29 protein-coding genes (1 of these 29 cut by a window edge) are annotated in these 25,000 nt (G+C 50.4%); 10 read left to right on the top strand and 19 right to left on the bottom strand.

All coding sequences use genetic code 11. The annotated features are described in order from the left end of the window. The 4 genes from GEI7105_RS28645 to GEI7105_RS0101875 form a co-directional block, all read left to right on the top strand. Positions 1-675 carry the 3' portion of an RNA polymerase sigma factor, RpoD/SigA family gene (locus GEI7105_RS28645; RefSeq protein ID WP_071592143.1) on the top strand. It extends 345 nt beyond the left edge of the window, so 675 of the gene's 1,020 nt are visible here — the last part of the coding sequence; its start codon lies off the left edge, out of view; it ends in the stop codon at positions 673-675. A 440-nt stretch (positions 676-1,115) separates the two neighbouring features. Next, positions 1,116-1,631, top strand: a complete 516-nt coding sequence (locus GEI7105_RS0101890; protein ID WP_017658797.1) for a GNAT family N-acetyltransferase — start codon at positions 1,116-1,118, stop codon at positions 1,629-1,631. A gap of 194 nt (positions 1,632-1,825) precedes the next feature. Then, positions 1,826-2,056 carry a hypothetical protein gene (locus GEI7105_RS0101880; protein WP_017658795.1) on the top strand — a complete coding sequence of 77 codons (231 nt, stop codon included), beginning with the start codon at positions 1,826-1,828 and terminating at the stop codon, positions 2,054-2,056. Positions 2,057-2,185: 129 nt separating this feature from the next. Then, entirely contained in the window at positions 2,186-4,051 is a 1,866-nt protein-coding gene (locus GEI7105_RS0101875) for a sensor histidine kinase (protein WP_017658794.1), read from the top strand. Positions 4,052-4,067: 16 nt separating this feature from the next. Here GEI7105_RS0101875 and GEI7105_RS0101870 read toward each other — a convergent pair whose 3' ends face one another. From GEI7105_RS0101870 to GEI7105_RS0101860, 3 genes are all read right to left on the bottom strand, one after another. Then, the gene (locus GEI7105_RS0101870) at positions 4,068-4,610 is read right to left on the bottom strand and encodes a hypothetical protein (protein ID WP_017658793.1); all 543 of its coding nucleotides are present in this window, start codon (positions 4,608-4,610) and stop codon (positions 4,068-4,070) included. A gap of 84 nt (positions 4,611-4,694) precedes the next feature. Further along, complete coding sequence (locus GEI7105_RS0101865) at positions 4,695-5,819, bottom strand: mechanosensitive ion channel family protein (RefSeq protein WP_017658792.1); 1,125 nt, start codon at positions 5,817-5,819, stop codon at positions 4,695-4,697. Positions 5,820-5,903: 84 nt separating this feature from the next. Continuing rightward, on the bottom strand, positions 5,904-7,037 hold the full coding sequence (locus GEI7105_RS0101860; RefSeq protein ID WP_051044166.1) for a mechanosensitive ion channel family protein: 1,134 nt from the start codon (positions 7,035-7,037) through the stop codon (positions 5,904-5,906). A 452-nt stretch (positions 7,038-7,489) separates the two neighbouring features. On the opposite strand from GEI7105_RS0101860, the gene GEI7105_RS0101850 reads away from it, so the two are divergent. Then, a complete protein-coding gene (locus tag GEI7105_RS0101850; RefSeq protein ID WP_017658789.1) occupies positions 7,490-8,161 on the top strand; it encodes a HEAT repeat domain-containing protein in 672 nt (223 codons plus the stop codon). 109 nt (positions 8,162-8,270) lie between these two features. On the opposite strand, the gene GEI7105_RS0101845 is transcribed toward GEI7105_RS0101850, so the two are convergent. The 6 genes from GEI7105_RS0101845 to GEI7105_RS39620 all read right to left on the bottom strand — a co-directional run bounded on the left by GEI7105_RS0101845 (position 8,271) and on the right by GEI7105_RS39620 (position 13,233). Beyond that, positions 8,271-9,119 (bottom strand): MBL fold metallo-hydrolase, encoded by an 849-nt coding sequence (locus tag GEI7105_RS0101845; RefSeq protein WP_017658788.1) that lies wholly within the window; start codon positions 9,117-9,119, stop codon positions 8,271-8,273. 82 nt (positions 9,120-9,201) lie between these two features. Further along, positions 9,202-10,311, bottom strand: a complete 1,110-nt coding sequence (gene aroC / locus GEI7105_RS0101840) for a chorismate synthase (RefSeq protein ID WP_017658787.1) — start codon at positions 10,309-10,311, stop codon at positions 9,202-9,204. 96 nt (positions 10,312-10,407) lie between these two features. Next, positions 10,408-10,827: a DUF2267 domain-containing protein gene (locus tag GEI7105_RS0101835; RefSeq protein ID WP_017658786.1), complete on the bottom strand. Its 420-nt coding sequence runs from the start codon at positions 10,825-10,827 to the stop codon at positions 10,408-10,410. Position 10,828: 1 nt separating this feature from the next. Then, positions 10,829-11,914 (bottom strand): bifunctional heptose 7-phosphate kinase/heptose 1-phosphate adenyltransferase, encoded by a 1,086-nt coding sequence (locus GEI7105_RS0101830; RefSeq protein WP_017658785.1) that lies wholly within the window; start codon positions 11,912-11,914, stop codon positions 10,829-10,831. Then, on the bottom strand, positions 11,907-12,914 hold the full coding sequence (gene dusB, locus GEI7105_RS28640; RefSeq protein ID WP_245555440.1) for a tRNA dihydrouridine synthase DusB: 1,008 nt from the start codon (positions 12,912-12,914) through the stop codon (positions 11,907-11,909). The genes GEI7105_RS0101830 and dusB overlap by 8 nt, the downstream gene beginning before the upstream one ends. Continuing rightward, complete coding sequence (locus tag GEI7105_RS39620; RefSeq protein ID WP_071591949.1) at positions 12,808-13,233, bottom strand: RHS repeat domain-containing protein; 426 nt, start codon at positions 13,231-13,233, stop codon at positions 12,808-12,810. Before GEI7105_RS39620 ends, dusB begins: the two co-directional genes overlap by 107 nt. A gap of 39 nt (positions 13,234-13,272) precedes the next feature. Between GEI7105_RS39620 and GEI7105_RS38125 the strand changes: the two genes are divergently transcribed. Then, positions 13,273-13,452 carry a hypothetical protein gene (locus tag GEI7105_RS38125; RefSeq protein WP_071591948.1) on the top strand — a complete coding sequence of 60 codons (180 nt, stop codon included), beginning with the start codon at positions 13,273-13,275 and terminating at the stop codon, positions 13,450-13,452. On the opposite strand, the gene GEI7105_RS0101815 is transcribed toward GEI7105_RS38125, so the two are convergent. The 6 genes from GEI7105_RS0101815 to GEI7105_RS28635 form a co-directional block, all read right to left on the bottom strand. Next, on the bottom strand, positions 13,426-14,073 hold the full coding sequence (locus GEI7105_RS0101815) for a hypothetical protein (RefSeq protein WP_017658782.1): 648 nt from the start codon (positions 14,071-14,073) through the stop codon (positions 13,426-13,428). The genes GEI7105_RS38125 and GEI7105_RS0101815 overlap by 27 nt on opposite strands. 417 nt (positions 14,074-14,490) lie before the next feature. Continuing rightward, positions 14,491-15,551 (bottom strand): ISKra4 family transposase gene (locus GEI7105_RS0101810; protein WP_144053634.1). Its coding sequence is split into 2 segments (ribosomal slippage): positions 14,491-15,395 and positions 15,395-15,551, totalling 1,062 coding nucleotides; the frame shifts between segments, so codons are not numbered across the junction. A 63-nt stretch (positions 15,552-15,614) separates the two neighbouring features. Then, a complete protein-coding gene (locus GEI7105_RS0101800) occupies positions 15,615-16,487 on the bottom strand; it encodes an RHS repeat-associated core domain-containing protein (RefSeq protein ID WP_017658779.1) in 873 nt (290 codons plus the stop codon). A 68-nt stretch (positions 16,488-16,555) separates the two neighbouring features. Continuing rightward, positions 16,556-16,897, bottom strand: a complete 342-nt coding sequence (locus tag GEI7105_RS0101795; protein WP_017658778.1) for a hypothetical protein — start codon at positions 16,895-16,897, stop codon at positions 16,556-16,558. Positions 16,898-17,237: 340 nt separating this feature from the next. After that, on the bottom strand, positions 17,238-17,597 hold the full coding sequence (locus GEI7105_RS41335) for a hypothetical protein (RefSeq protein ID WP_083862278.1): 360 nt from the start codon (positions 17,595-17,597) through the stop codon (positions 17,238-17,240). Between the two features lie 61 nt (positions 17,598-17,658). Beyond that, positions 17,659-18,186, bottom strand: coding sequence for a hypothetical protein (locus tag GEI7105_RS28635; RefSeq protein WP_017658777.1), 528 nt, complete (start codon positions 18,184-18,186; stop codon positions 17,659-17,661). 146 nt (positions 18,187-18,332) lie between these two features. Here GEI7105_RS28635 and folB point away from each other — a divergent pair, with 146 nt between their 5' ends. After that, positions 18,333-18,734 (top strand): dihydroneopterin aldolase, encoded by a 402-nt coding sequence (folB, locus tag GEI7105_RS0101785; RefSeq protein ID WP_017658776.1) that lies wholly within the window; start codon positions 18,333-18,335, stop codon positions 18,732-18,734. A 59-nt stretch (positions 18,735-18,793) separates the two neighbouring features. Next, complete coding sequence (locus GEI7105_RS38120; RefSeq protein ID WP_017658775.1) at positions 18,794-18,949, top strand: hypothetical protein; 156 nt, start codon at positions 18,794-18,796, stop codon at positions 18,947-18,949. On the opposite strand, the gene GEI7105_RS28630 is transcribed toward GEI7105_RS38120, so the two are convergent. Then, complete coding sequence (locus tag GEI7105_RS28630; protein ID WP_223307390.1) at positions 18,946-19,182, bottom strand: hypothetical protein; 237 nt, start codon at positions 19,180-19,182, stop codon at positions 18,946-18,948. The two genes, GEI7105_RS38120 and GEI7105_RS28630, sit on opposite strands and share 4 nt — an antisense overlap. Before the next feature lie 192 nt (positions 19,183-19,374). Then, entirely contained in the window at positions 19,375-20,514 is a 1,140-nt protein-coding gene (locus GEI7105_RS39195) for a Ycf66 family protein (protein WP_017658773.1), read from the bottom strand. A 317-nt stretch (positions 20,515-20,831) separates the two neighbouring features. On the opposite strand from GEI7105_RS39195, the gene gnd reads away from it, so the two are divergent. Continuing rightward, positions 20,832-22,247, top strand: coding sequence for a decarboxylating NADP(+)-dependent phosphogluconate dehydrogenase (gene gnd, locus GEI7105_RS0101765; protein WP_017658772.1), 1,416 nt, complete (start codon positions 20,832-20,834; stop codon positions 22,245-22,247). Positions 22,248-22,347: 100 nt separating this feature from the next. On the opposite strand, the gene GEI7105_RS0101760 is transcribed toward gnd, so the two are convergent. Beyond that, positions 22,348-23,319, bottom strand: a complete 972-nt coding sequence (locus GEI7105_RS0101760; RefSeq protein ID WP_026097354.1) for a Rieske 2Fe-2S domain-containing protein — start codon at positions 23,317-23,319, stop codon at positions 22,348-22,350. 111 nt (positions 23,320-23,430) lie between these two features. On the opposite strand from GEI7105_RS0101760, the gene GEI7105_RS0101755 reads away from it, so the two are divergent. Beyond that, positions 23,431-24,081 (top strand): TetR/AcrR family transcriptional regulator, encoded by a 651-nt coding sequence (locus GEI7105_RS0101755; RefSeq protein ID WP_017658770.1) that lies wholly within the window; start codon positions 23,431-23,433, stop codon positions 24,079-24,081. Positions 24,082-24,677: 596 nt separating this feature from the next. On the opposite strand, the gene GEI7105_RS28620 is transcribed toward GEI7105_RS0101755, so the two are convergent. After that, positions 24,678-25,000, bottom strand: a 323-nt coding sequence (locus GEI7105_RS28620; protein ID WP_035492407.1) for a CheB methylesterase domain-containing protein, incomplete at its 5' end; no start/stop codon positions are given.

Genomic DNA, 25,000 nt, shown 5'->3' with positions numbered 1-25,000 from the left:
ATCGCCAAACGCTATCTCAACCGAGGCGTGCCGTTTCTCGATCTCATTCAAGAAGGGGCTTTAGGCTTGAGTCGCGCCACCGAAAAATTCGATCCCGAAAAAGGCTATAAGTTCTCGACTTATGCGTATTGGTGGATTCGCCAAGGAATTACCCGCACGATCGCCAACGACGGAAGAACGATCCGCTTGCCGATTCATATCGTCGAGAAACTCAACAAACTTAAGAAAACCTATCGCAAGCTCGGGCAGGAACTCAACCGCCAACCGACAGAAGCCGAACTTAGTGAAGCGCTCGAGTTATCGCCCAAGCAACTCCAACAACTGCAACGGGTTAGCCAGCGATCGCTCTCGCTCAACCACTATGTCGGCGACGAAGACAACACGGAAATTCTCGATCTTCTCGAGGATACGGACAACAAATCCCCCGACTCCCAAGTCACTGAAAACATGATGTGTCAGGGGGTGCGTCAAGTCCTCGACGAAGCGTTGACGGCGCGGGAAAGCGAAATTCTGGCGCTCCGTTACGGTCTCAACGGGGGTCAGCGTCAGACACTTCAAGAAATCAGTAACCTGTTTGATTTGTCGCGGGAGCGCGTCCGCCAAATCCAAACGACGGCAATGCGAAAACTGCGTCGACCGCAAGTGGCGAAGCGTTTGCGTGGCTGGTTGAAATAGGATCGAGGGTCTGACAGGAGAGATCGATTTTTAAATAATAAATGCGGGTGGCTGGCCGCCCGCATTTTCTAGGCTCTAGAATAACTTGAGTGTGGCGATCGCCGTTCGAGATCGCGGTAGCGTTCAAATTGACATCCTCACCGCCCTGGAAGGACGGTGATTCCCAAACCGTTCGGCTGACGCTCACGGCGAAGCCTCGCGATTTGGGTTCCTGCTTCCTTCTCTCTCGAGTTTTTCGCAGTTGCTCTCCGGATCGAGATCCTTCAAGTCTTACACTCGCTTCACAGGCTGTAACGGTGTGTCCCACCGCCAAAATTCCAATTCAATTGGAGTTTTAGGCAAACTTACTAACTTGGGTTTCGTTAGCCAGTTTAACCATTCACGTCCATTGTACTGTAAAGCCGCCCTTCTAGGGCGGGGTTTCAAACCCAAAATTTTCGATGAATATAGATTTTAATTCAAATGTCAAAGTCCGTGCGGCGAGAGTCGATGACGTCGATGCAGTTTTCGGCTTGATTCGAGCCTTGGCAGCATACGAAGGACTGTCTCATCAGGTCGTCGGAGATGCCGAAACCCTCAAAGCTCATTTGTTCGGCGAACGGCCTTACGCAGAGGTTTTAGTGGCGGAACGGGACGACAAAATTGTCGGGTTTGCCCTGTTTTTCCAGACCTACTCGACGTTTCTGACGAGAGCGGGACTGTATCTCGAAGATTTGTTCGTACTTCCCGAGGAGCGAGGACAGGGCATCGGTACCGCGTTAATCCAACAGGTGGCGAAAATTGCCGTAGAACGTCAATGCGGACGGGTAGAATGGGCAGTTCTCGATTGGAACGCTCCAGCGATCGCCTTTTACGATAAAGTTGGAGCGTCCGTGTTACCTGACTGGCGAATTTGTCGAGTCAGCGATCGCGCCTTACAACACTTAGCAAGTTCCCGTATTTTCACGGATAAATGACGTAAGTTGTACAATGGATCTGAAGTCGCAAGCTGACTTTCCGAGCGATACGACCCCGAATTTGGCGATCGCGAATTGCTCGAAACCGGGGCGACGAGATGCCATTGCTACCGCGAACTGTCTGTGACGTGAAACGGCTCGCTCGCGCCTTCACCTGCCTGTCCGATTGCTGTTGGTAAGTTTAGACTGACATTATGACCGATCCGACTCCTACGTCCGAGCGCAGCAAACATCAAGTGGAACTGTCGATCCAGCTCGATTCTGAATTGCTCGAACAAATCGAACATCTAACGAACGATCCGAGCAAAATTATCGAGACCGCGATTCGTCAGTGGCTCCGAGGTGAAACCAATCGCGACGAGGAACTCAGTCGCCGTTTGCAGCGCAATCCTCCCGTACCTCCTCGGGGAGAATGGAACGACTAGCCGCGAACGCGGAGGCTGTCGCGTCGGATTGGCGATCGCACTTCGATCTCAGCCGTTAGACTAAGGTGCGAGGCCAACTCGGGATTCAACGCTTTCGTTCTCGATGCTGACTGTTTTTCTGTGGGTTCGATGACCTCTTTTGCTGACTTCCGCATTCCGCCTGCGGCGCCGACGAATTCACACACTGAGACGGAAGACCAGAGGACGAGCGATCTTTCGTTTCTCGGAGTCGAACTCGCCTATATTCAAAATCGCGCCGGTCAATACCGTTGCTTTTTTTGGAAAGACGCTCGTAATTACGGATTGATGGCCTCCCCTAACGTGGAGGCGTCCAATGGCGAGGGAAACGCGACCGACGTGTTCCAACCGGTCGATCGAGTGAGCTATATCGCCCAACTTCGGGAAATTCTCGACGGAAAGATTCCCAAACACATCACCTGTCTGTTTGAAAGCGGGCCGCACGTTTTTCCCTTCGAGCTAACGATTTCGCCGATATTAACGGACAGCTCTGCCGCCTCATGCGTCCTCGCGATCGGAAGACGCATCCGTCCGATCGAGGAATTTTGCGCGACCTCCTCGCTGTTAGTTCGGGAATCGGCCTTACACCCGACCCAGCGATCGATTCCCTCCGACTACGACTTACTGCTAACGCGGATTTCCTATCCCAAACTGCTAACTCAAATCGCCCGCAAAATCCGCCAGACCCTCGACCTCGACACCATCTGGCAACAAACCGCGAACGGTTTGGGATCGGCCTTGAGCGTTTGGCGGTGTTCGGTTTACGCATACGATGCAGCAGCCGCGTCGGTGAAACTCGTCGCCCGACACGTTGCTCGTCCGACATCTCCAATTCAGGACAGCAGCCAGCCCAACGACCTCGATCGCGACATTGCCCTGGCCGATCGTGCTGACTTCCACCAGGCGATCGTGCGTCAGGAAACGGCGATCGTCGAAAGTCGAGCGGAAGACGGAACGCGGCGATCGCGTCTCGTGGTCGCCACCTCCCACCAAGGACAAGTCAACGGAGCGATCGTCCTCGAACGAGCCGAAAGCGATGCGGTTCGGCCGCCGGCCGACGAATCCGATTCCCTCTGGCATCCCACAGAAGTCGAAATCGTCGAAGAACTGGCCGACCAAGTGGGGACGGCCATCGCCCACGCCACCCTGTACCGAGAACTCGAAATTGCCCGCCAACAAGCAGAAGAAGTCTCTCGCCTCAAAAGCGACTTCCTCGCCAACACCTCCCACGAACTGCGAACGCCTCTCAACGGGATGATGGGGTTTCTCAAGCTAATTCTCGACGGGATGGCCGACGACCCCGAAGAACAGGTCGAATTCATTCGAGAAGCCTATCGTTCCGCCGTTCACCTGCTCAACATCATCAACGATATTCTCGATATTGCCAAAATCGAGGCGGGTAAAATGCAGCTCGACCTCGAACCCGTCAATCTCGAAGACCTACTCAACCACCTCAAAGATTTCGTTCAAGCCCAAGTTCAACAAAAACAGCTTTACTTTCAAATGCAGCTTCCCGATACGGAAGACCGCATCGTCGTGTACGGGAACTACCAACGCCTGTTGCAAGTGCTGTTGAACCTGGTGGGGAATGCCATCAAATTTACCCACGAAGGGGGAATCACCATCACCACCGACATTATCGATCGCGAAGTGGTCGTCAAAGATCGCACGCTGCCGGGAATGGTGAAAGTCCAAGTCGCCGATACGGGTATTGGCGTGTCTCTCGAGGTGCAAGACCGGCTGTTTCAAACGTTCAGCCAAGTGGACGGTTCCCGAACCCGACAGTACGGCGGAACGGGTCTCGGACTCGTGATTTCTCAAAAACTCATCGAAGCGATGGGGGGCGAAGTGCATTTTTACAGTATGGGGGAAGGTCTCGGCTCGACGGTGACGTTTACCGTACCGCTGTTTCAAGAGCCGGTGATGATTCCCACCAGCGACACCCTCGACGCGATCGACATTTTGCTGGAAAATTAGTCGGCGACGAGATGGTTCAGTTGCGAGCGTTACGATCGCTCGGTGTCGCATCGTCGGGTTCCGTGGAGTTCTCTTCCGGGGTGGTGGCGTCGTCGTTCGAGTTGTCTAATTGTGCTTCGATGGCGTCGAGGCGATCGCGGAGTCGTCGGAGTTCCATTTGACTCGAGGCTACGTCGTTCGTCACGTCGTCGAGGCGATCGGGAACATCCCGCTCTAGCCGCTGCAACCGACTTTCGAGCCGATCGATCTCCGCCACGAGGTCTTCTTGCATCGCCGTTACGTCTTCTACCGATCGGCGAGCGATTTGCTGCTGTGAAAACGAGCGATAGGCATACCAGATCGCAATGCCAAAGGCGATCGCGATCGCCAGCAGCAAGCCACTCACCAGGGTTTGAAAGAACACCCGAAATCGCTCGATGTCTTTGTGAATGCGTTCGACATCGACTTTCAGCTCGACTTGTTGTTGTTGCACGTCTTGAAGCGTTTCCAGATAGGTTTCTGGAGACACCTCAAAATCTGGCCGGTCGTCACCCGATCCAGCAGAGGAAGGATTAGTCATAAGCTTCGCGAGACGACATTGCCATTACGATCTTCTTACTTAATTAAAACATTTCACGTCCCGATCGGTCATTTAAACAATTCCTTAAATCGACATGGGCGAATCGAGATAGACCATCGACTCCGGTACGGTAAAGCTGAGATTATAGGCGAGTAAAGTGTTGGCAATTTCTTCGTTAGCCAACTCTAACAGGCGCTTGCGGAGGTTTAAGGAATCTTGGCTAGAACTCGAAATAAAAAAGCTCACTCGGACGCGACTTCTGAGTGTTTTAGGAAGTTGCGAAAAATGAACGCGCGTGCTGCCCCGCTCGATCCCCCAAAAGGATTCGCTCGTATCTTCGATCGCTTGCTGAACGAGGGCTTTTTCGCTTTCGGATAACAGCTTGTAAAAATCCAAGCAGACGATCGCCATTACTTTTTTACCTCGGGTAATATTTTCGATCTTCATCCCTGCCATCATCGAATTGGGAACGATAACGAGGGTATTTTGTGCCGCCGTGCGAATTTTAGTAGACCTCAATCCGATCGATTCGATGCGACCGTAAACGTCTTCTGCAAAGGGGTTGAAATTGACGCGGACGTATTCTCCAGGGACGTAGGGGCGATCGAGATAGAGTTCAAAGGTTCCGACGAGTCGCTCGAGGGCTTGACGAGAGGCGAAGGCGACCGCGACGCCGCCAATGCCCAAACTCGCCGATAATGCCACGAGATTCAGCTTCAATCCCTGAGCGAAGATCGCGACGGCTATTAGGACGATGATAATGTTGGTGAAGGTTTCAAAAACTAAAATAATTTCGTTGACTTCCTGACCCCGACGTCGCAGGCGATCGATGGCGACTTGGCGAATGACGCGCTGTACGATTTTCGAGGCTAGTAATGCCAGAGAAATTGACAGTGCCATGTAGACAAAGAAACCGAGAAATGTATAAAGTTCGGGATATTTGACGAGAAGATTCAGAGACAGGGCAATAAAGAGAAGGGTTCCCGTGGTAGTGATATAGTTTTGGAAGGGTTTGATAAAGCGATCGAAGGTATCGTCGGGATCGACTTCGATTCGATGGAGGGTAACTTGGAGAACGAGGCGACTCAGGTAAGTCAGCGATCGCCCGAGTGCTGGAGAAATGACGACGGCAACAAAAAACAAACCGAGCCGGATTGCTAGCTCGATTATGTAGCTTGAAATATCCCGATCGAGTTGAATGAGATCCATTGCGATCGCAGCGAAGAGGAAATCCTAAGAGAATTATTTGATTTTATCTTACGAGACAGCTTTTATGGAGGGTTGGCAAATGGCTTAAATATTCATCGGTTGAGCGATGTCGAGCGTCTCGACCTCGAATTTAAATTTAATACCATATTCGTAAAGCTGCAAAATAATTTTTTCTCGAGCGAGTTCGAGGAGATTTTTTCTAAGCTCTACAGAGTTTTCACTCGCTCCTAAAATAAAGAAGGTCACTTTGGCTCGTACTTGTTTGCGATCGCCGTCCGGTTCGACCCAATCTTGAAAATCAACTTTTGTGAGTTGATGGTCGATGCCTAAAATATCGCAAGTACTCGAAAGAATAAGCTGTCGAACGAGCGCTTTTTCTTCGTTTGTCATCGCACAAAAAAAGGTGATATTCACCATCGAAATAATACGCCTGGCTAAGGTTAAGTTTTCAATATTGATTTGAGCGAGATTGCTGTTAGGTGCGATGACAAGAGTATTTTTTCCTGACAAACGAACTTTAGTCGAACGCCAACCAATCGACTCGACGCGACCTAACGTTCCGTCAGGTAAATGAATGTAGTCGTCTACGTCGAAGGGGCGATCGATATAGAGAACGACGCTCCAAAGAATCTGTTCTAAAACTTTTTGAGAAGCGAAAGCGATTGCAATTCCTCCAATCCCCAAACTCGCAACTAATCCCACTAAATCGACGCGGTGGGTTTGGGCAAATAAAAATACTGTTGTTAAAACAATAACTGCTTTACTTAAAAACTTTGCTAACGCCAATAGTTCGGTGTTGATTTTGCTTTCGTCTTCTAAAGAAATTCCGAGAAGATAATCTTCAAAAAAGCGATCGAACGCTTTGAATCCTACTGAAATCGTACCGCCTGCGATCGACAATCCCAAAGGAACCTCGAACACGCGCACCCAAGCAGGAAGTGGGGCGACTAAGATGGCGTTATCGGCGAGGGCGAGAATTACCAGAGCGATAATTTTTTGTCGGTCTGGTTCGATAACGTTTTGATAAATTTTTCCGTATTCTGTTGAGGTAGCTTTGCGAATTAAGGCATCACTTAATTTAGATAGTTGTAAGTACGAAATACCTGCCATTAACAAAAAAAATAAGAAAATTACGACCGCTAAAAGCAGCGCAATTCCCAATTGAAGGGTATCGGGAAATCCCGCACCATCTCGGATGAATCTCAAAAAGTTATTCATGAACAAATCGGTGATTTTGAAAACTCGTTTTTGCAAGTAAAAAAGGATGTTTTGTCATCCGAATCTGAATTGATTTTACCTGAATTTTCTGGGGAAAGACTAGATGGTTTTGTAAAGAAAACTTAAAGGAAAGCGTTAACAAAACTGAAATATGAGAAAAATCGTACAGAAAGAGTTTTCGAGTCTGTCTTGGAGGATATCTTTAGGCGATCTCCGTCGGATAAGATCCCCGGCATCTCCAAGATACCGGGGATCTAGAGAGGTCTATAAAATCTCGCTAATTTTTCCGATAATACTCGTTTTTTGAGAATTATGCGAAATATTCGACATCGAATCGCCGATCGATTCCGATTTTTAGGGTTGACAAAATTTTATAAGTATGTATTGGCAGCAAAATAAAGACCTCGTTAAAATAAGAAAGAATGTAAAGTTTTTTTACGAAGCCGCAAATCATGAGTGTCGTTAATCTGAGTCAGATTTCCACGCAACTCGAGAGCGAGAACGCCCGCGATCGCCTGTTGGCGCTGGTGTCTTTGCGAAACGTCCCCGCGACTGACGCCGTACCGCTCATTAAAAAAGTCCTGAACGACGAACATATGCCGCTGCGATCGATGGCGATTTTCGCCCTGGGCATCAAACAAACCGATGAATGTTACGACATCCTCATCGATCTACTGCGTCACGATCCCGACTACGGCATTCGCGCCGATGCTGCGGGCGCCCTGGGCTACCTCGAAGATCCTCGCGCGTTCGAGCCGTTGGTGCGCGCTTTTCTCGAAGAAACCGACTGGCTGGTGAGGTTTAGCGCCGCCGTGTCTCTCGGAAATCTGAAAAATCCCGAAGCCTACTCCGTTCTCGTCCGCGCCCTCAACAGCCAGGAAGTCGTACTGCAACAGGCAGCGATCGCCGCTCTCGGCGAAATTGGTGCCACGCAAGCCGTCGAGGACATTTTACGCTTCGCCCGCTCTGAAGACTGGCTCGTGCGACAGCGTCTCGCCGAAGCCCTAGGCCACCTCGACCACCCCAAAAGCCGCCCGGCCTTGGCATACCTCCAAAAAGACAGTCACCCGCAAGTTTCCCAAGCGGCGACGGTGTCTCTCCAACGCTTAAACAGCGATGTTTGATGGGGCGATCGATGCCGCGCGATGCCGTTTCCAGCCATTCACCGATCGGATGTCCGTGTTACAACGCAGCTTGGGGCGTTTCGTGCAACGCCCCGAGGGGATTGTGGGGTCAAACGTGCCACTCCAAACCTTCACGGGCTAAAAAGGCGTTGGGAAAGGCTTCGAGAACCTCTTTCGTCATCTCGTCGAGAAAATCGTCCGAGTGAGTGGGTTCGTGATGGAAAATGGCCAAATTCTTCACCCCCGCTGCTTTGGCGATTTTAACGCCTTCTTGCCAGGTCGAATGTCCCCATCCCACCTTGGGAGATTTGGGGTTGTGATACTCCTCGTCCGTGTACATGGCATCGTAGATCAGCAGATCGGCACCTTGCGCGAGGGCGAGGACGTGTTCGTCGAGGCGATCGGGAAAATGTTCGGTGTCCGTACAGTAGAACACCGACCGTCCGTTCCAATTAATCCGATATCCCATCGCCGTATTCGGGTGGTTGAGGGGAGTCGTTTCAATGGAAATATCGTCGATTTGGAGCGCTTCGCCACAGACGACATCCACGAACTTCATATCGGCGTGCAGTCCGGCTAAAGGAACCGGCGAGTTCGTATGTAGCACGCGTTCGGTAAAGTGTTTCTCGAGGGATTCTCCGTTTTGAGGAACCGCCCCGTGAATCTTCAAACAGTGTCCCTCGACAAAAGCGGGTGTAAAAAACGGAAACCCTTGAATGTGATCCCAGTGGTAGTGGGTGAAGAACATATAGGTTTCCGGCGGGAGATCTCGCATTAAGTCTTTGCTCAACTCTTGCAAGCCCGTGCCGCCGTCAAAGATCGTGCGTCTTCCTCCTATTCGCATTTCAACGCAGGAGGTGTTCCCGCCGTAGCGTACCGTGGTTTTCCCTGGGGTGGGAATACTTCCGCGCACGCCCCAAAACTTCACTATAAATTCAGACGAGGTAGCTGGTTCCATAGACCGGTCGGGGACAGGACGACAAGACGATCGCTGGCGATCGAGACAACTCAAACTCGTTGCCTTTTACCAGAATAGCGTTTTAACGCAGAGGTCGATCGGCGTCGAGCGTTCCGCACTGCCCTTGATGAACGAGCAAGCGATCGCACAGGACGAGTGCCACCATCGCTTCGACCATCGGCACAGCCCGAGGCAAAACACAGGGATCGTGTCGCCCCCGAGCGGCCAATACGGTTTCTTCCCGATCGCGCGTGACCGTTTTCTGTTCTTTCCGAATTGTAGCAGTGGGTTTAAACGCAACGCGGAGCGTCAGGTTCTCGCCGTTAGAAATTCCGCCTTGGACGCCCCCCGATCGATTGGTACGGGTGCGGATGTTTCCCGCGTCGTCGCGGAAAAACTCGTCGTTGTGTTCGCTTCCCATCATCAGGGTTCCAGCGAACCCCGATCCGATTTCAAAACCTTTCGTCGCCGGAAGCGACATCACTGCTTTAGCCAGTTCAGCTTCTAACTTATCGAAGACGGGATCGCCCAACCCTCGGGGAACCCGACGCGCTACGCATTCGACGACGCCACCGAGGGAATCGCCCTCTCGTCCGGCGGCTTCGATGGCGGCGATCGCCTTTTCGGCAAATTCTCCGTCGGGAGAGCGCACGATATTACTTTCGACCTGTTCGAGGGTGACCGTTTCGGGATCGACAACCGCTTCGAGATCGCGAATTCGCTTGACGTAGGCGACGATTTCGACCCCGGCCACCTCTTTCAAAATTTTCTTGGCGATCGCTCCGGCGGCCACGCGGCCGATGGTTTCTCGAGCCGACGATCGCCCGCCCCCTTGCCAGTTGCGAATGCCATATTTCGCGTCGTAAGTGGCATCGGCATGAGAGGGGCGATATTTCTGCTGCATCTCGCTGTAGTCTTGGGGGCGCGCGTCTTTGTTGCGAACCACGATCGCGATCGGCGTTCCCAGGGTTTTTCCCTGAAACACCCCCGAGAGAATTTCACAAGTATCCGTCTCTTTGCGGGGGGTCGTAATTTTACTTTGACCCGGCCGCCGTCGGTCTAACTCGAACTGAATTTCTTCTTGGGAGATTTCCAGTCGGGGCGGACAGCCATCGATGATGACACCCACACCGCCCCCGTGCGATTCGCCGAAGGTTGTAATCCGAAATAAATGCCCGAAGGTGTTTCCCACGATCTCGATCGAAAACGACTAAAGCCTGTTTATTTTAGCAGCTTCCCAGTTCCCGAAAGAGACTGTGGGGCGGGCAGTCAGACCGAGCGAGTCTCCTTACGGCTTCCAAAACTCAACAGCACCTTCTGGTAATCTCGCAAGTAGCCGATCGAAGGCTTCTTCATCTACATGGCGTCGCAAGGCTCGAGCCACGTCCTGAATTGCCGTTTCTGTTGAAAAATTGTGTTCCGAACGCAAAGACTTCACCTCTTGAGTCATCGTTGCGCGATCTTCAAAAGGCTTTTTTGGCTCGTTGGTATCCCAATCCGTCACGAAAAGCGCTCTCAGACCAATGGGAAGTACGTTCGCAAACGCGATCGCCTCTTGCGTTGAGAGCCGACGACGAAATGTCTGAAATACTGCCTGCGTCATTGTATAGGTGACGTGAGTACTCCAAAGACCTGCTGTCTCCCGTGCGTCTACTAAGTACTCATAGAAGCGATCGGAAGCTCGTGCGTATTCGGGGGGGACTGGCATCTCAATTTCCGTAGGTTCGGGGTTTCTCTGTGCTGAACTCCATCTCGAGATTTTCCAAAACCCCAGCGAGGGCGGCTTTCATCTCTTCGATGGTGGTGGTGGCGGTTCCAAATTGGCGCACGACGATACTGGCGGCCAAGTTTCCCAATACCACAGCTTCCCAGGGCGATCCTCCCGTACACAAAGCCAGCGTTAACGCGGCGACGACGGTGTCTCCGGCTCCCGTTACGTCGAAAACGTCGGTGCGGTTGAAGGCGGGAACAGTTTCGACGGTTTTCGAGGGATCGAACAGACTCATCCCGTCGCCGCCTCGGGTGATGAGGACGTACTTTGCTTTAGTGCGATCGAGTAAATCCACCCCCGCTTCAATTAAGGTTTTTTCGCTGTCGATGGCGTATCCGATTTCTTTTTCGGCTTCGGGAACGTTGGGGGTAAACAGGGTTGCCCCAGCATAGCGCGTGAGGTGGTTTTGGGTATCGACGATCGTGCGGTGATGTTTCAGGGCAGCTTCGATCGCGCGAGGGGTCAACACGCCGTCGCCGTAATCGGAACAGACGATCGCCTCGACGTTGTTAGCTTCTTCTTCGATGTACGCCCCCAGTTTTTCCTGTAACGCCACGGAGGGGGGCGCGTCGGATTTGCGATCGACCCGAATCACCTGCTGCGTCACGGACTGACGAGCGTGGGCGGAAATGCGGGTTTTGGTGACGGTGGGGCGTTCTCCGTCGATGAAAATTCCCGAGGTGTCGATTCCCGCGTTGTTGAAAATCTCTACGAGGGCGCGTCCCTGTTCGTCGTCGCCGACGAGTCCGGCCACTTTCACCTTTGCCCCCAGTGTCGCTAAGTTATACACGGCGTTCGCCCCACCACCGGGAACCCGACGAGTCGATTCGTGGCGAATAATGGGAACCGGGGCTTCTCGGGAAATGCGTTCGACTTCCCCGGTTAAAAACTCGTCCAGGGTGAGATCTCCGGCCACTAACACCGATACCTCGGAAAAGCGATCGAGGAGTTCGAGCAAACGCCCTTCGGCGTCGCGCAGTCGCTCGGCGAACTCGTGAAACTTGGGAAAATTGGCGTCAATCATGGCAAGTGGCGAATGCAGCGCGATCGCGCTCGGTAGAATCTCCTGATAGCACGCATCGTTGTCGGGTCGATTCTCGCAGGCGATCGATGGCTGCATCGATTATTTCACATCCGGAGGCCACGGATTCAACCCGACTCAACTGGTCTCGCAACGTCCCCGCCCCCGGAAAGCCTTTACAGTACCAGGCGAGGTGTTTGCGAGATTGTTGGATTCCCCGTTCGCCTTTATATTCCCAAAGTTCCTGTAAGTGTTCTTTGGCGCATTCCAAGCGTGCGATCGCCGTGACGGGGGGCGTGACTTCTCCGGTTTTGAGGAAGCGATCGATCTCGCCCACCAAAAACGGATAGCCCAGCGTCCCTCGCGAACACATCACGCCGTCAGCCCCAGTTTCCTCCAAACAGCGAATCGCCGATTCGACGGAGTTGATATCGCCGTTCGCAATCACGGGAATCTCTAAAACTTCCTTCACGCGACGAATCCAATCCCATCTCGCTTTTCCGGTATACCCTTGCTTGCGCGTGCGTCCGTGGAGCGTCAGCATTTGCGCCCCCGCATTCTGCATCCGCCGCGCAAAGTCAAGGATGTTGATTTCGTCGTCAGACCAACCAATGCGGGTTTTGACGGTGACAGGAACCTCCACGGCGTTGGCGACGGCTTCGACGATCGCTTCAGCGACATCCGGTTGACGCAGCAGAGAGGAACCGCCCCCTTTGCGCGTAATTTTGTTGACGGGACAGCCCATGTTGATATCGATGGTATCCGACCCTTGACCGACCGCCAGTTTCGCGGCTTCTCCCAGAAAGTCGGGGCGACAGTCAAACAGTTGAATACTGATAGGGTGTTCGTCAGGATCGACTTCCATAATTTGAGGGACTTCTTTGAGATGTTGCAAACTAGAAGCTTGTACCATCTCGGTATAAGTCATGGACTCTGGGGCGTAGCGACGCACCAACCGCCGGAAGACTAAGTCCGTCACGCCGGACAGGGGCGATTGAAACACGCGGCTGTTGACTTCCACGTTGCCGATTTTCAGCGGTGTTGAAAGGCGTTCCATAATTGTCGTCGAGGGTATCGGGGGTCTTATCGGGATAAATCGTTTCGATGCGGCGACCTAGAGCATCGTAACGGTATTCGGTACGATTTCCCCGTTCGTCGATGTGGGCTTTGACTTCTCCCGTGGCGTGGTATTCGGTGGTGGTGCGGGGATAGCGACGGTCGTCGAGATAGCTTGGCGTCTCGTCGGGATAGACCACCTGCGTCCAATCGACATCGGCGAGGGTGCTTCCCGTCAGTCCCAACGCCTCGAAGAAGGGGGTCAAGCCGTTGTCGTCGGCGTTCGGCGCGATGGTTTCGATGAGTTGTCCGACGGCGTTGTAGCGGAAGTGGGTGACTCGTCCAGCTTCGTCGCGCCTCCCTCGACGGCGATCGCCTTTGTCGTAGACGGTGACGCTGCGGGGGTTATCCTCGAGGGTATCGGGGGTGTCGTCGGGATAGAGGGTATGGAATATGTTTTAATTACCTTGAGATTCTATGATTAGAATTCCATTTTTTATTTCTACTTTTTTCAATCTTTCTAATATTTTTTCTGCCTTCTGATATTGAACAGTTTTGCTAAAATCAGTAAAACCATATGGAGATATTGAACCGCCAAAAATAAAAACAATTAGTGCAGATCTTTGAATTGGTCTTTGAACTTCGTCTTTTGGTAGAGATTTTTCTTGTACTTCCAAAATATTTAAATGCTCTACAATCTTTTTTTGGGAAGAGAACCAAATTTCTTTCTTTTCAAAGTAGCACAAAGTAAAAGCAGGGCCGAAAGCAGGCCATTCAATCATATTTTCTATAATTTTATCATCTTGTATTTCGTAATAAATATACCTTCCTGGCTTATACTTGTCCAGACAAACTCCTTGTGTATAAATGTCATTAATTTCTGCCTGATTAAGTTTAAGTTTAGATTGTTTATTGTTTAGACAAAGAGAAAAAAATTCATCAATTTTTAGTCGAGTGCTTGCATATTCTTCTTGTGAAGATGTATGCATGGGAAACTGTTGCAGTATTTTAGGTATTTTCCCCTTTTTTATATCTGATTGTTTTTTCTGAATAACTAAATAGGAAACAAGAAGAAATGTTGAAGAAGCGACAATTATAATGTTCAATATTGCTTGTATTATTGTTTTTAGTATCTATGGATTCTTGACAATGTATGAGTAACAAGATAGGTGACTAAAATCTGTGACAAACGAATTTTTATCTTACATTATTACATTATTACATTTAATTGAAGTCGCCATGTTTTGTTTCTGGTTACTCTGGAGTAATTTGTTCTAATCGCGTTTCCTCCCCATGTATAGGTAGTGATAGACCAGTATTTAAGTTAATTGCAGTATTGAAATCTGTACTTAGCGCTGCAACATCGATCGTATCATCAAATCGACCTATACCAAATCCCACTGTGAATGTGATTATACTAAATTGACCAGATCCAGCACCTCCGAAAAGGACTCCCCCAGTAAATGTACCTGGGTGTGCACCAATAGCTCTAGGTGAAGGGGTGCATCCCAGTTTTGCAAGTGTTAGGCGTAAAAGTCTCCATTGAGATAAGCACAGCGTTGCTTGAGGACTTGTGGAACGTTCTGACGTTCCCACTGAGCGCCGGAAATCTTGAGACGCCGACCAATCTGCTTGACCGTCGATTCAATGGCTCCAGAGCCGATAGAAATCCCTTCACACTGGTAATAGCTGTAGTTGACGATGCGGTGTCGATGTTTTTGCACGTAAGCCACCAACTTGGTGACGCGCGGGTGTGACCAATCCTCGAACTGAGCCAGCGACCCCTCCACATCACCTCGCCACAAACAAGCTTCAACGGCATCGAGACGCTGCTGTGACCCACCCACTTTCCCTAAATTCTCCGTCAAATGATACCAATCGAGAACTTCTTGCCGCTGAGTGGTATCACCTATGTCAGCAAAGAGATTCCAGATCCCATCGTGTCCATCTCCGAGGCAGATTAGAGGCGTGGCCAAGGGTTGTTGATTGACCCAATTCACCAAGCCCTCGTTATCTTCAAAGAAAGCTCCTACACTCGCCCCATGGAGATTGACGGCTTTGTAATCTCGCCAGATACAGGGGTCTCCGACGGCGGTACGCAGACGGACTTTACCTCCATCGAGGCTCATTTCAGCGACGGTCTCTTCGAGTTGGGGCAGTTCAAACTTTTGACGATGTACCAAGCGTTGCTGGCTACTTGCAGAAACGGTCATGCCCGTTAAGACCTCAAGATCTTGAGCCGCCCGCTCGTAGGAGGAGTTGGCGCTCAGGAGTAAACAGCATTTCTCCAGCTCGGGACTCCATCGACTGTGTGCTTTGACCTCTAGCTTCTGGGCTTGTGGCTCGCTCAGACTCAAGCGACCGAGAAGACTTTTTACCGTCCGTTTTCTTCCGCCTTGGCTGCCGCTGCTGTTTTGGATAAAAAATTTCCCACTTCTGGGCTAACGTGTTCTAATAGCTGATGACGGACGGTTTTTTCGATGCCAGATAGGGTTTGAATCTCTTCTGGGTCACTTCCTTCGTAGAGTAGAGCGGCAATCGCTCGAGCGTGAGCTTGAATTTGGCGACGTTTTTCAGCATCCATGAGCTAGGCTTGACTCCGACTTGGGCAACTCCTTTTAGCTTAACTCCCTTCTCTCAAACCGCTCTAAGTACTCTTACTCATTGCAAAACTGGGATGCACCCTAGGTGAAGTAAGTGTTACCTGGTTATCAATAATAGCAAGATTTGGGGCAATACCCGCTAATGCTCCTGTATTAATTCCACCAGTGACTATCATCCACTTTCCTGAAAAACGGCGAGAAAGACCGTATCCAAAAATCCTGGTAGCTGCTAGTACTCGAGCAGATAATATACCACCATTTGCACTCACGAAGAAATTAGCATCAATTCCTTCAATGTCTCCTTTCCACTCTAAGCTGTTGTTTGTACCGGTTTGTCCAACAACAGATACGGTTGCCTGTCCAACTGACAATCCAATGATAGGAGCAGCTACTGAATAAACTGTTGATAGTGCAACAGAAAGGGTTGAAGCAATAGCCGGAGCGCTAAGTGTACTAGCAACTTCCCCACTCGGATCTTCAAAAACAACAGGATTAGCGTTTCCATAAAGATAGCGATGGCGAGAAACCGGACTTTCCACCATCCCCTCAAACGGATCGGTACTGAGAAAACGCCCCGTTTCCGGTTCGTAATACCGCGATCGCAGATACTGCAATCCTAACTCGGAATCCCACGACTCACCGCGATAAAGATAAGGATTCTCCGTCGCACCCGTCGCACTCAAAACCTCACCATACGCTCCATACTCGTAAGTATCCGTTACCGTCCCTAACTCGTCCGTCAGCAGGCGCACGCCACTGTGTCCGTCTTGCAGGTAGAATCGAGACTCGTCCCCACGCTGCTGGGAAATCAAATCCAAACCGCGCACGTAAGCCGTCTGGGTTTCCCCGTTCGGTGCGTACTCCTCGATAACCTCTGCATAAGGACGATTGGCATCGACGAGATAGCGAGTTTCCACTTCATTTACTCCATCGAATTTCTGTAGTCTAAGCTACATCGATCGTCGCAAACCCAGAAGACCCTGGATTATGTATTTTCATTCTTAGCCACGTATAAAGTTATCAATAAAAAAGCAAGATAAAAAGCACAATAAATGTAGGATAACGCAATAGCTGCATTATCAAAATAGCTTTCATAAGGAATATTGAATAAATTTACCACAGATTTTATGGCGATGGAGAGCAAAAAAATTATGCCTTGAACAACCATTAATAGACTCGCTACTATCCGTTTTTTTGCACTGTAGTCTTGAAAGTTTTGAAGTTTTTTATGCCACTCGCCTACAGCATGACCATCTATTATACATGGCAAAAAAAGGGCTATATAGAACGGGCTGGGATAGTAAAAAAGATGAAAGAAGTTATTCACGATCTAGATTTGGGGTGAGAATTACTATTTTTTAGCTGGGAGTGCTTGTGCAGGGCTGCGGAAAATCTCCTACGTTATAAACTGGAAAACTAAATCGGGTGCATCTCAAAAATGTAAATTCATCGAATTGGGCGCACTCAATTTCCAGATCCCCGGCATCTCCAAGATGCCGGGGATCTTATACCGGAAGTGCTAATCGGGAATTTTGCCACCCCAAACTGATGTTTTTGCAAAAGTGAGATGCACCCACTAAATCTAAGAATGCCACTAAAATTAACATCAAATCCCCTTGAGGTTTCTCCATTCAGAGCAGTCCCCGTAGGGTCTTCGGAGTTTGTGGTTACAAATGTATAAAACGATACAAAAAATTGAGAACTCGAGAGCCAAAACCTTTGAAATCTCGTAAAGTTAGTTTTTCTGTCACTCTAAACTCCGAAGAGCCATAGATCCTCACCTCTAAAGGGTCGAAGCCAACCACCTGCCGGGGACGGTTGAGGTCGTCGTAGCGGTAGGATAGAGTGCCTGCGGGGGTGGTCACGGTTTCGACTCGACCGGCATCGCCATAAGTATAGGAAATTTCCGTTTGGTCGGGTTCGGTACGCGAGAGCAGCTGACCGAGAAGTCCGTAGTCGAAATCAGTGGTTCCCCGTTCGTCTGTGGCTGCATCCAGGCGACCGGCAGTATCGTAGGTATAGGAAATGAAGGGAACACCTCACCCAGGTCGGTATCCAGTTGTCAAGGTTCTGAGACTGCTACGGTCATCACCCCATTTCCTCATCACCGGAAGCTCGACAGTCTCGCAGCCAGTTGCGAATTCCCGAGGCGATCGCGCTACTGCTGGTTTCTCGGGGTGGGGTGACAATGTTATCGCGGGCGGTGTCGAGACTTGAAAACATGGTTACGAGCCACCAATCTCCATTTTCGGCTTGGGTGAGAAACAGCCAGTGAAAATGTTGGAGTTGGTGGATTTTGTCGGTGGTATAGGTGCGCTCTAGAGTTGTGATAAAGACTTGACGGACGTTCTCGGGAGGGTCGCGATCGAGTTCGATCGCCTGAAATTCTGGACGCCCCGCCACGAGAACGGTACTCCGAGCGAGAGGATCGTTGGTCGTTTGCGATCGCGCGGTCACGCGGTTGATATAACCGGGAAGCTCGGGCAACATTCGAGCGATCAGCGGTTCGAGGTCTTTCGGACAGGTAGAATCGGCTAGGGTTCGATCGCCCGACAGCACGATCGCGGCGAAGATGCCGAGAGGGGCGATCGCTCCGAGCCAGAATCTTGATTTCACAGGAAACGGTTCGATAGGCTACGCTTTATTATTGCAATCATTGCAGTTTTATCGAACTTCGCTGGGTTGTTCTGGCGTTCGTCTTCTGCCATCGTTTTTATTGTATACTTTTACAACGAAATATTGACAATAAAAATATTTGTGATATGGATTGCATCCGAATTTCAAATTTACGCTGTTACGGATACACGGGATTTTTGCCCGAAGAACAGGTTTTAGGGCAATGGTTCGACCTCGATCTGACGCTGTGGGTGGATTTAGCCGTCGCCGGAAAGAGCGATCGCATTGAAGACACCCTCGACTATCGCGGGGCGATCGAATCGGTCAAAACCATCGTCAAGACGCAAAAATACGCCCTAATCGAGCGCTTGGCTGAAGCGATCGCGGAAGAGTTACTCACGCGCGATCGCCTAGAACGGGTGCGCGTGCGTCTGAGTAAACCCGCCGCTCCCATTCCCGATTTCGGTGGAAAAATTACAGTAGATATCGCCCGTCCTCGCACGCCTGAAAAGATAATCGAAGGCGGGGAAACAGAAAGCCTGGGTTAAACAATCTCAATCAAAGATGGTATGCACCCCGATGTTAACCTGCTCTCGAGAGAACTGCCGTGACCCCAAGTGAGTTCGAGTATCTCATTCGTCAAACCATCGTCTACCTGGAATTTCACGACGACGACTCCGCTAAACGGCTGATTTCACAATGGCGTCAAATGCTCGATCGCGTTCGACAGCTCGAGCAGAACAACACGAAAGGCGATCGCTAACAAGGAACCGACTGCGGGTGAGATTGGGACTGACGTTCCAATAACTCCCGCGATTCCTGTCGAACTTTCCCCTGCATCGCCGCCTGTTGCAGTCGCACGAACGCATGAAAATCTTCAAGATCGTACTTTTGCGTCAAACACTGGCGCAGTTGTTCTTCAGCTTCGACTGAAAGATACCCCGTCTCTAGCGCTTCGCGCACGAGATCGCGAATTGAAATGATAGGTCGGTTCAAGATCGTCAATCCTAATAACTCGTTAAGTCTAATCCCAGTATCTGAGTTTCCGAGCGTTCGCGACGTGACGCGATCCCGAAGTGTGCCGTGAGATTTAGGGGGAATTTTAGCGATCGAGCCGTTTAAGTTTTGTGATTTCGATCGCCATTTCACCAATTTATTACGAAATGTTTCCGAAATACCTACCGTTCTTTACTTTTCTGGCTTAGGCGAGTCCTCCTCGTCATCGCGATCGGTACTCTCTTCTGATTCCCGAACTTCGATATCGTCGGACTCGTCCGTCATATCCTCGGCCTCGGGAATTTCGGCGGTTTTCGATTCGGCTGTATCTGCACCCGCGTCGGACACTTCAGCGGCGTCAGGTCGTTCGACTTCAGACACGTCTTCCACTGACGCTTCGACTGTATCTTCAGGTTCAGACACGGCCTCGGGCGATCGGTCAATTTCAGAAGTGTCTTGGCTCTCCTCGTCCTCAATTCCCTCTTCAACCGTCGAATCTGCCTTCACCTCGTCTTCCGTAACGGGTTCGGTCTCCGAACTGTCCGCCGCAGAGGTTTCGCTTTCCAACCTGTCTTGCAGAAAAGTCTCTTGAGGTGTCTCGTCTCCAGTGTCAGTTTCAAACGGCTCCTCAGTAGATTCAACCTGGGGTTTCTCCGAACTCGGTTGGGAAACAGGCGATCGAGACGGTTGGGGCTTAACGCGACTAAACAAACTGCCAATTCTCCCGAACAGCCCTGGTTTGGCTTGACTGGCTGAAAGAGCAGTCGGTTCGGGGGTCTTCACTTCGGGTTTGGCGGTGTCTTCCCCTTCAAGCACATCTTCGTCCTTCGCCGTCGCACCTTCAGACGGGGCTTCAGGCGTCGTGTCTTCGGCTTCTGCGATCGTCGATTCCGGTGTTTCCGTCGCGTCCGGCGCTTCAGGCATCGCGATCGCCTCCTCCGCAGCTTCCTTCGTTTCAGCCGAAGGCGACTCTGTTTCGCCAGGTTCCTCAGCTTGCGGTGTCGTAGCAGGAGGTGTTTCTCGAGACAGCAGTTCCGACGCTTTTTCCTCCAAAGCATCCGTCGGCGTTTGACGATCGCGAGGTGTCACCTCCCGACGCAGTCGTAGCGTTTGCCACCCCAGCCAACCGATGAGTGTGACGCTGGCGGTTTGACCGAGTAGCACCGCCCCCGTGAAGCGTCCGGCGCAAAACCACAGCACCAGAGCGTAGAAAAACCCTACGCCACTCCAGACGAAATCTCCCTTTCGGTAGACCTCTGGGAAAAAGAAAGCTGCCATAAAGAGAATAAAGCTGCCCAAACCAACGGCAACAGCAAGCAGATAGGCAAGCATTACGTCGTTAACCCCTAAATCTCTCTACTGCTTTATTCTACAGGTCAGATGGATTTGACAATTGACAATTGATAATTGATAACGCAGAAGCGTCTCCCCCTTTACAGTGAACAGTCAACAGTGAGCAGTCAACAGTGAAGACAGTTGACAGTTTCTTCCTTCTCCCCCTCTCGCCCTCTCCCCTTCTCCCCCTCTCCCCCTCTCCCCCTCCTCCACTCTTAACATCTTCTTCCCCATCTTCTGAGGGGGATCGGGCTACCCTGAACAAAGAATCGAAGCATCGAAACATCCCAAACAGTCGAGTTGAAACGATATATATGGCTTTACAGAATTTTGGCGTCATCGGTCTCGCCGTAATGGGTGAAAACCTGGCGCTGAACGTCGAGCGCAACGGCTTTTCCGTGGCTGTCTACAACCGCACGACTGAGAAAACGACGGCGTTTATGGAAAATCGCGCCCAAGGTAAGAACGTCAAACCCGCTCACAGCCTCGAAGAATTCGTCGCGTCCCTCGAACGCCCCCGAAAAATCCTGCTGATGGTGAAGGCGGGTAAACCTGTCGATGCGGTTATCGAGCAACTCAAACCGCTCCTCGAACCCGGTGATATGATTATCGACGGCGGAAACTCGCTCTACGAAGATACCGATCGCCGCGTGGCCGATCTCGAAGCGGCGGGGTTGCGCTTTATTGGAATGGGCGTCAGCGGTGGTGAAGAAGGCGCTCTCAACGGCCCGAGTTTGATGCCTGGCGGAACGCGGGAAGCTTACGAGGCGATCGAACCCATCGTCACGAAAATCGCCGCCCAAGTCGACGACGGCCCCTGCGTCACCTACATCGGCCCCAAAGGCGCGGGGCATTACGTCAAGATGGTTCACAACGGCATCGAATACGGCGATATGCAGTTGATTGCCGAAGCCTACGATCTCTTGAAAAACGTTCTCGGGTTGACGAACGAGCAGCTTCACGATGTCTTCGCCGAGTGGGACGAAACCGAAGAACTCGATTCGTTTTTGATCGAGATTACCGCCAATATTTTCAAGAAAAAAGACGATATGGGCGACGGCTTCCTCATTGATAAGATTTTGGATGCCGCCGGACAAAAAGGAACGGGACGCTGGACGGTGGTGAGTTCCTTAGAACTCGGAGTTCCCATTCCCACTATCACGGCGGCGGTGAACGCCCGCGTCATGTCAGCCTATAAAGACGAACGGATGGCAGCAGCCAAAGAACTAGCGGGCCCCGGCGGGAAGTTCGACGGTAACACGCAAGGGTTTATCAACAAGGTTCGCGACGCGCTCTACTGCTCGAAAATGTGTTCTTACGCCCAAGGGATGGCGCTGCTCGGAACGGCATCTCAGGAGTTTGAATACAACCTCGATTTGGGCGAAATCGCGCGAATTTGGAAAGGCGGCTGCATCATCAAAGCGGGATTTTTGAATAAAATCAAACGTGCTTTCGATGAAAATCCCAATTTGGCGAATTTGCTGCTCGCGCCGGAATTCAAACAAACCATTCTCGATCGCCAAGCCGCTTGGCGAGAAGTGTTGATGGCGGCGAATGGCTTGGGGATTCCCGTTCCTGCGTTTAGCGCCTCTCTCGATTATTTCGACAGCTACCGTCGCGAACGACTTCCGCAAAACCTCACTCAAGCGCAACGAGACTATTTCGGCGCTCACACTTACGAACGCACGGACAAATCGCGCGGTGAGTTTTTCCATGCTGAGTGGTTTTAAGCGGTAAATGCCTGCTTTGACACAGTTTTTCCCGTGGTGACTTTTCCGGTTTCTTTTGAGAAGCCGGTTTTTTTGTTGATTTTTTTGTTGATTTTTTTTGTTAAATTACTGGCGCACCCTCCCAGTTGTTATAAAGTGCTTCTGCATAGACCATGATGTCTTCATTGGGTAGATGAATTTTGGGTGTTTGCCGGGGATATAAGCTTTCTAAACATTGTGTATCTTGTTGGACAACAATCGAAGCGGCGTGAAGTAAAGAGTCTTTCATGACTGGTTTTAAGCTCGGATCGCTGAATTTTGCATACAGCAAAATAAACGTTTGAGTTCGATTTTCAGTCTCGGGGTACAGGATATGTCCTTGATAGGTTTGTACTTCTGGCGACTGCAAGCAGAAAAACTGAGTTGAGGGAAAGACATATTCCAGAAAATTATTCATCACATCTGGAATTGCGCCCAACATGGGGTTTTCTGCGATCTCTTCTGGTGTATAGTCATCTTTTTCGACGACTTGTGAAACCTTGGCATAAATGCCTTCTTTTTCGATGAACTCAGATCGACAGGATTTGCACTTAAAAAACTCTCGATGCGTTCCATTTTGATGGTTGTGGTCGTAGTTGATTTTCAGGCAGCTTAGAAAATCGCTCTGAATGCTTTTTTGAGCGGTTACACCCAAGAAATCGTAATCGTTTGCAACTTTTTGATGTAGGTCGGGAACTGGGAGTTGAGGTTGAAAGCCGCCGTAAGTCCAGATGAAATCGCCGTCAACAATTAATTTTAGCGGTTCGATGAAAGACGTTCGACTCAATTCTCCATCTCGAAAAAGTCGCCCCAAACCGTCAAACTCTAGTGCGTGAAACGGACAAGCGATCGTGTTGCGCTCTTGACAAATCCACCCCTTCGATAAGGGAGCTTGCATGTGAGGGCAAATATTACTCAGCGCAGAGATTTCCCCCGATGTATTTTGCCAGAGTACGTAATCTCGACCGTTCAAGGTGAGCGGATAAGGACGATTAACGCCCAGCATCGAGCGGTGAGCGACTAGCCAAGGCGCTCCTGGAAGAATAGGTTTCATAACCTGTGGATTTTAATTAAACAACTGTTTAGTTAGCGTAGCAAGGTCTATAGATGGATGTCAAGGATTAAAGTAGATAGAGGAGTCTGATTTGCCGATTGGGTTGCAACCATGCCGAAAACACCCCGCTTCACCCCCAAGCACAACGAGGAAAAGCAAAGCCGGAATGCAGAAGTCACGAAAGCCAACATTCTCTCGGCTGCAATCGAGGAGTTTGCCCAGTATGGTTTATCTGGGGCGAGAACTGAAAATATTGCGAAGCGCAGTGGTGTGACTAAAGCGATGATTTGTTATTATTTTAAAAATAAGAAAACACTGTATCAGGCTGTATTAAATCAGCTCGTTCTAGAAATTAACGAATCGTTTGAAGCGATCGATATCGAACAACAACCTGTCGAACAGGCTTTAGAGTCTATCGTTCGTAGCTATATAAAATTTGAGTCTAAAAACCGATGGCATGGGATGCTCTGGTTTCAAGAAGCATTGCAAAACCAAGGGCGCTACGGCGAGCAGACTGGGTGGCAAGAAGGATTTCAATCTATTGTAAAATTGTTAGAAAAAGGAATAAATGAGGGAGTTTTTCGTAAAGTCGATCCCTTTTTAACTGCAATTAATATTTTGGGAATTTGTTCGTTTTACTTCGACGCTCATGAAAATTTAAAGTATCTCGAGCCTGACAGAGAGCTTTTGAGTTCTGAAACGATCGAACAACAAACAGATGCTGTTCTTGACTTGCTCGTTTCAGGCTTGATGGCTTCGTAATGGGTGCATCTCAAAAATGTAAGTTCATCGGATACGAGCTGACCTACCTAAGTGGTGCAGAAAACTTTTCGAGATCTAGGATTGACAAAACACATAAAATCTGTATTGAGACTCGAGCCAGATCCCCGGCATCTCCAAGATGCCGGGGATCTCCGGCAACCATTTACCGATCTGGGATTTTGCGGCCAACCCTTTAATACGGCGATATCTGTTCTAACAAGGGTTTCAGGACTTTTCTGCACCACTAAGGCTGACCTCCTCGATCGATCGGCTGTTGGACTCCACTCCGTTCCACCCCTGGACGGCAGCGTTGTCGAAGTCCAACCGACTCCAGACTTATATTTTTACAAAAGTGAGATGCACCCAGTGCATCTCACTTTTGCACCCGGAACCCCACCCATCCTCCCCTTACTAAGGGGAGGTGCCGAAGGCGGAGGGGTCGTTCTACGAAAGTGAGATGCACCCTTCGTAACCCGTTCCCGATTCCCTTTTTTCTTTTTCACACCACTGATTTAGAGTCGCTAGATAATTTATTGAAGCTTGAAGTTTTAAAATTGAAATCATTCAAATTGTGGATTCAAACGATCGAATTACAGTCAGCGAAACACCCGTTGTAACAACAGCGGTGAAATCTCGTTTAACGGCAGAACGTAGTGTGCTGCTTTGAGTGCGATCGCCTCTTTCGGCATCCCAAACACGACGCTACTGGCTTCGTCTTGTGCGATCGTCAATCCGCCGCTGCGTTCGATTTCTAACATTCCTATCGCACCATCTTTCCCCATTCCTGTTAACAAAACGCCCACAGAACGGCGACCGTAACACCGAGCGACAGACTCGAACAAAACCGTTACCGACGGGCGATGTCCCGACAGAGGCGGCAGGTTAGAATACCCAAAACGGCCGGCACGATCGAAGATTA

Origin of the sequence: Baaleninema simplex PCC 7105, from assembly GCF_000332355.1 — a bacterium.
In the GTDB taxonomy this organism is placed as follows: Bacteria; Cyanobacteriota; Cyanobacteriia; order Cyanobacteriales; family Geitlerinemataceae; genus Baaleninema; species Baaleninema simplex.
The sequence above is the reverse complement of the archived record's forward strand: the minus strand, read 5'-3'. Positions and strand labels throughout refer to the sequence as shown.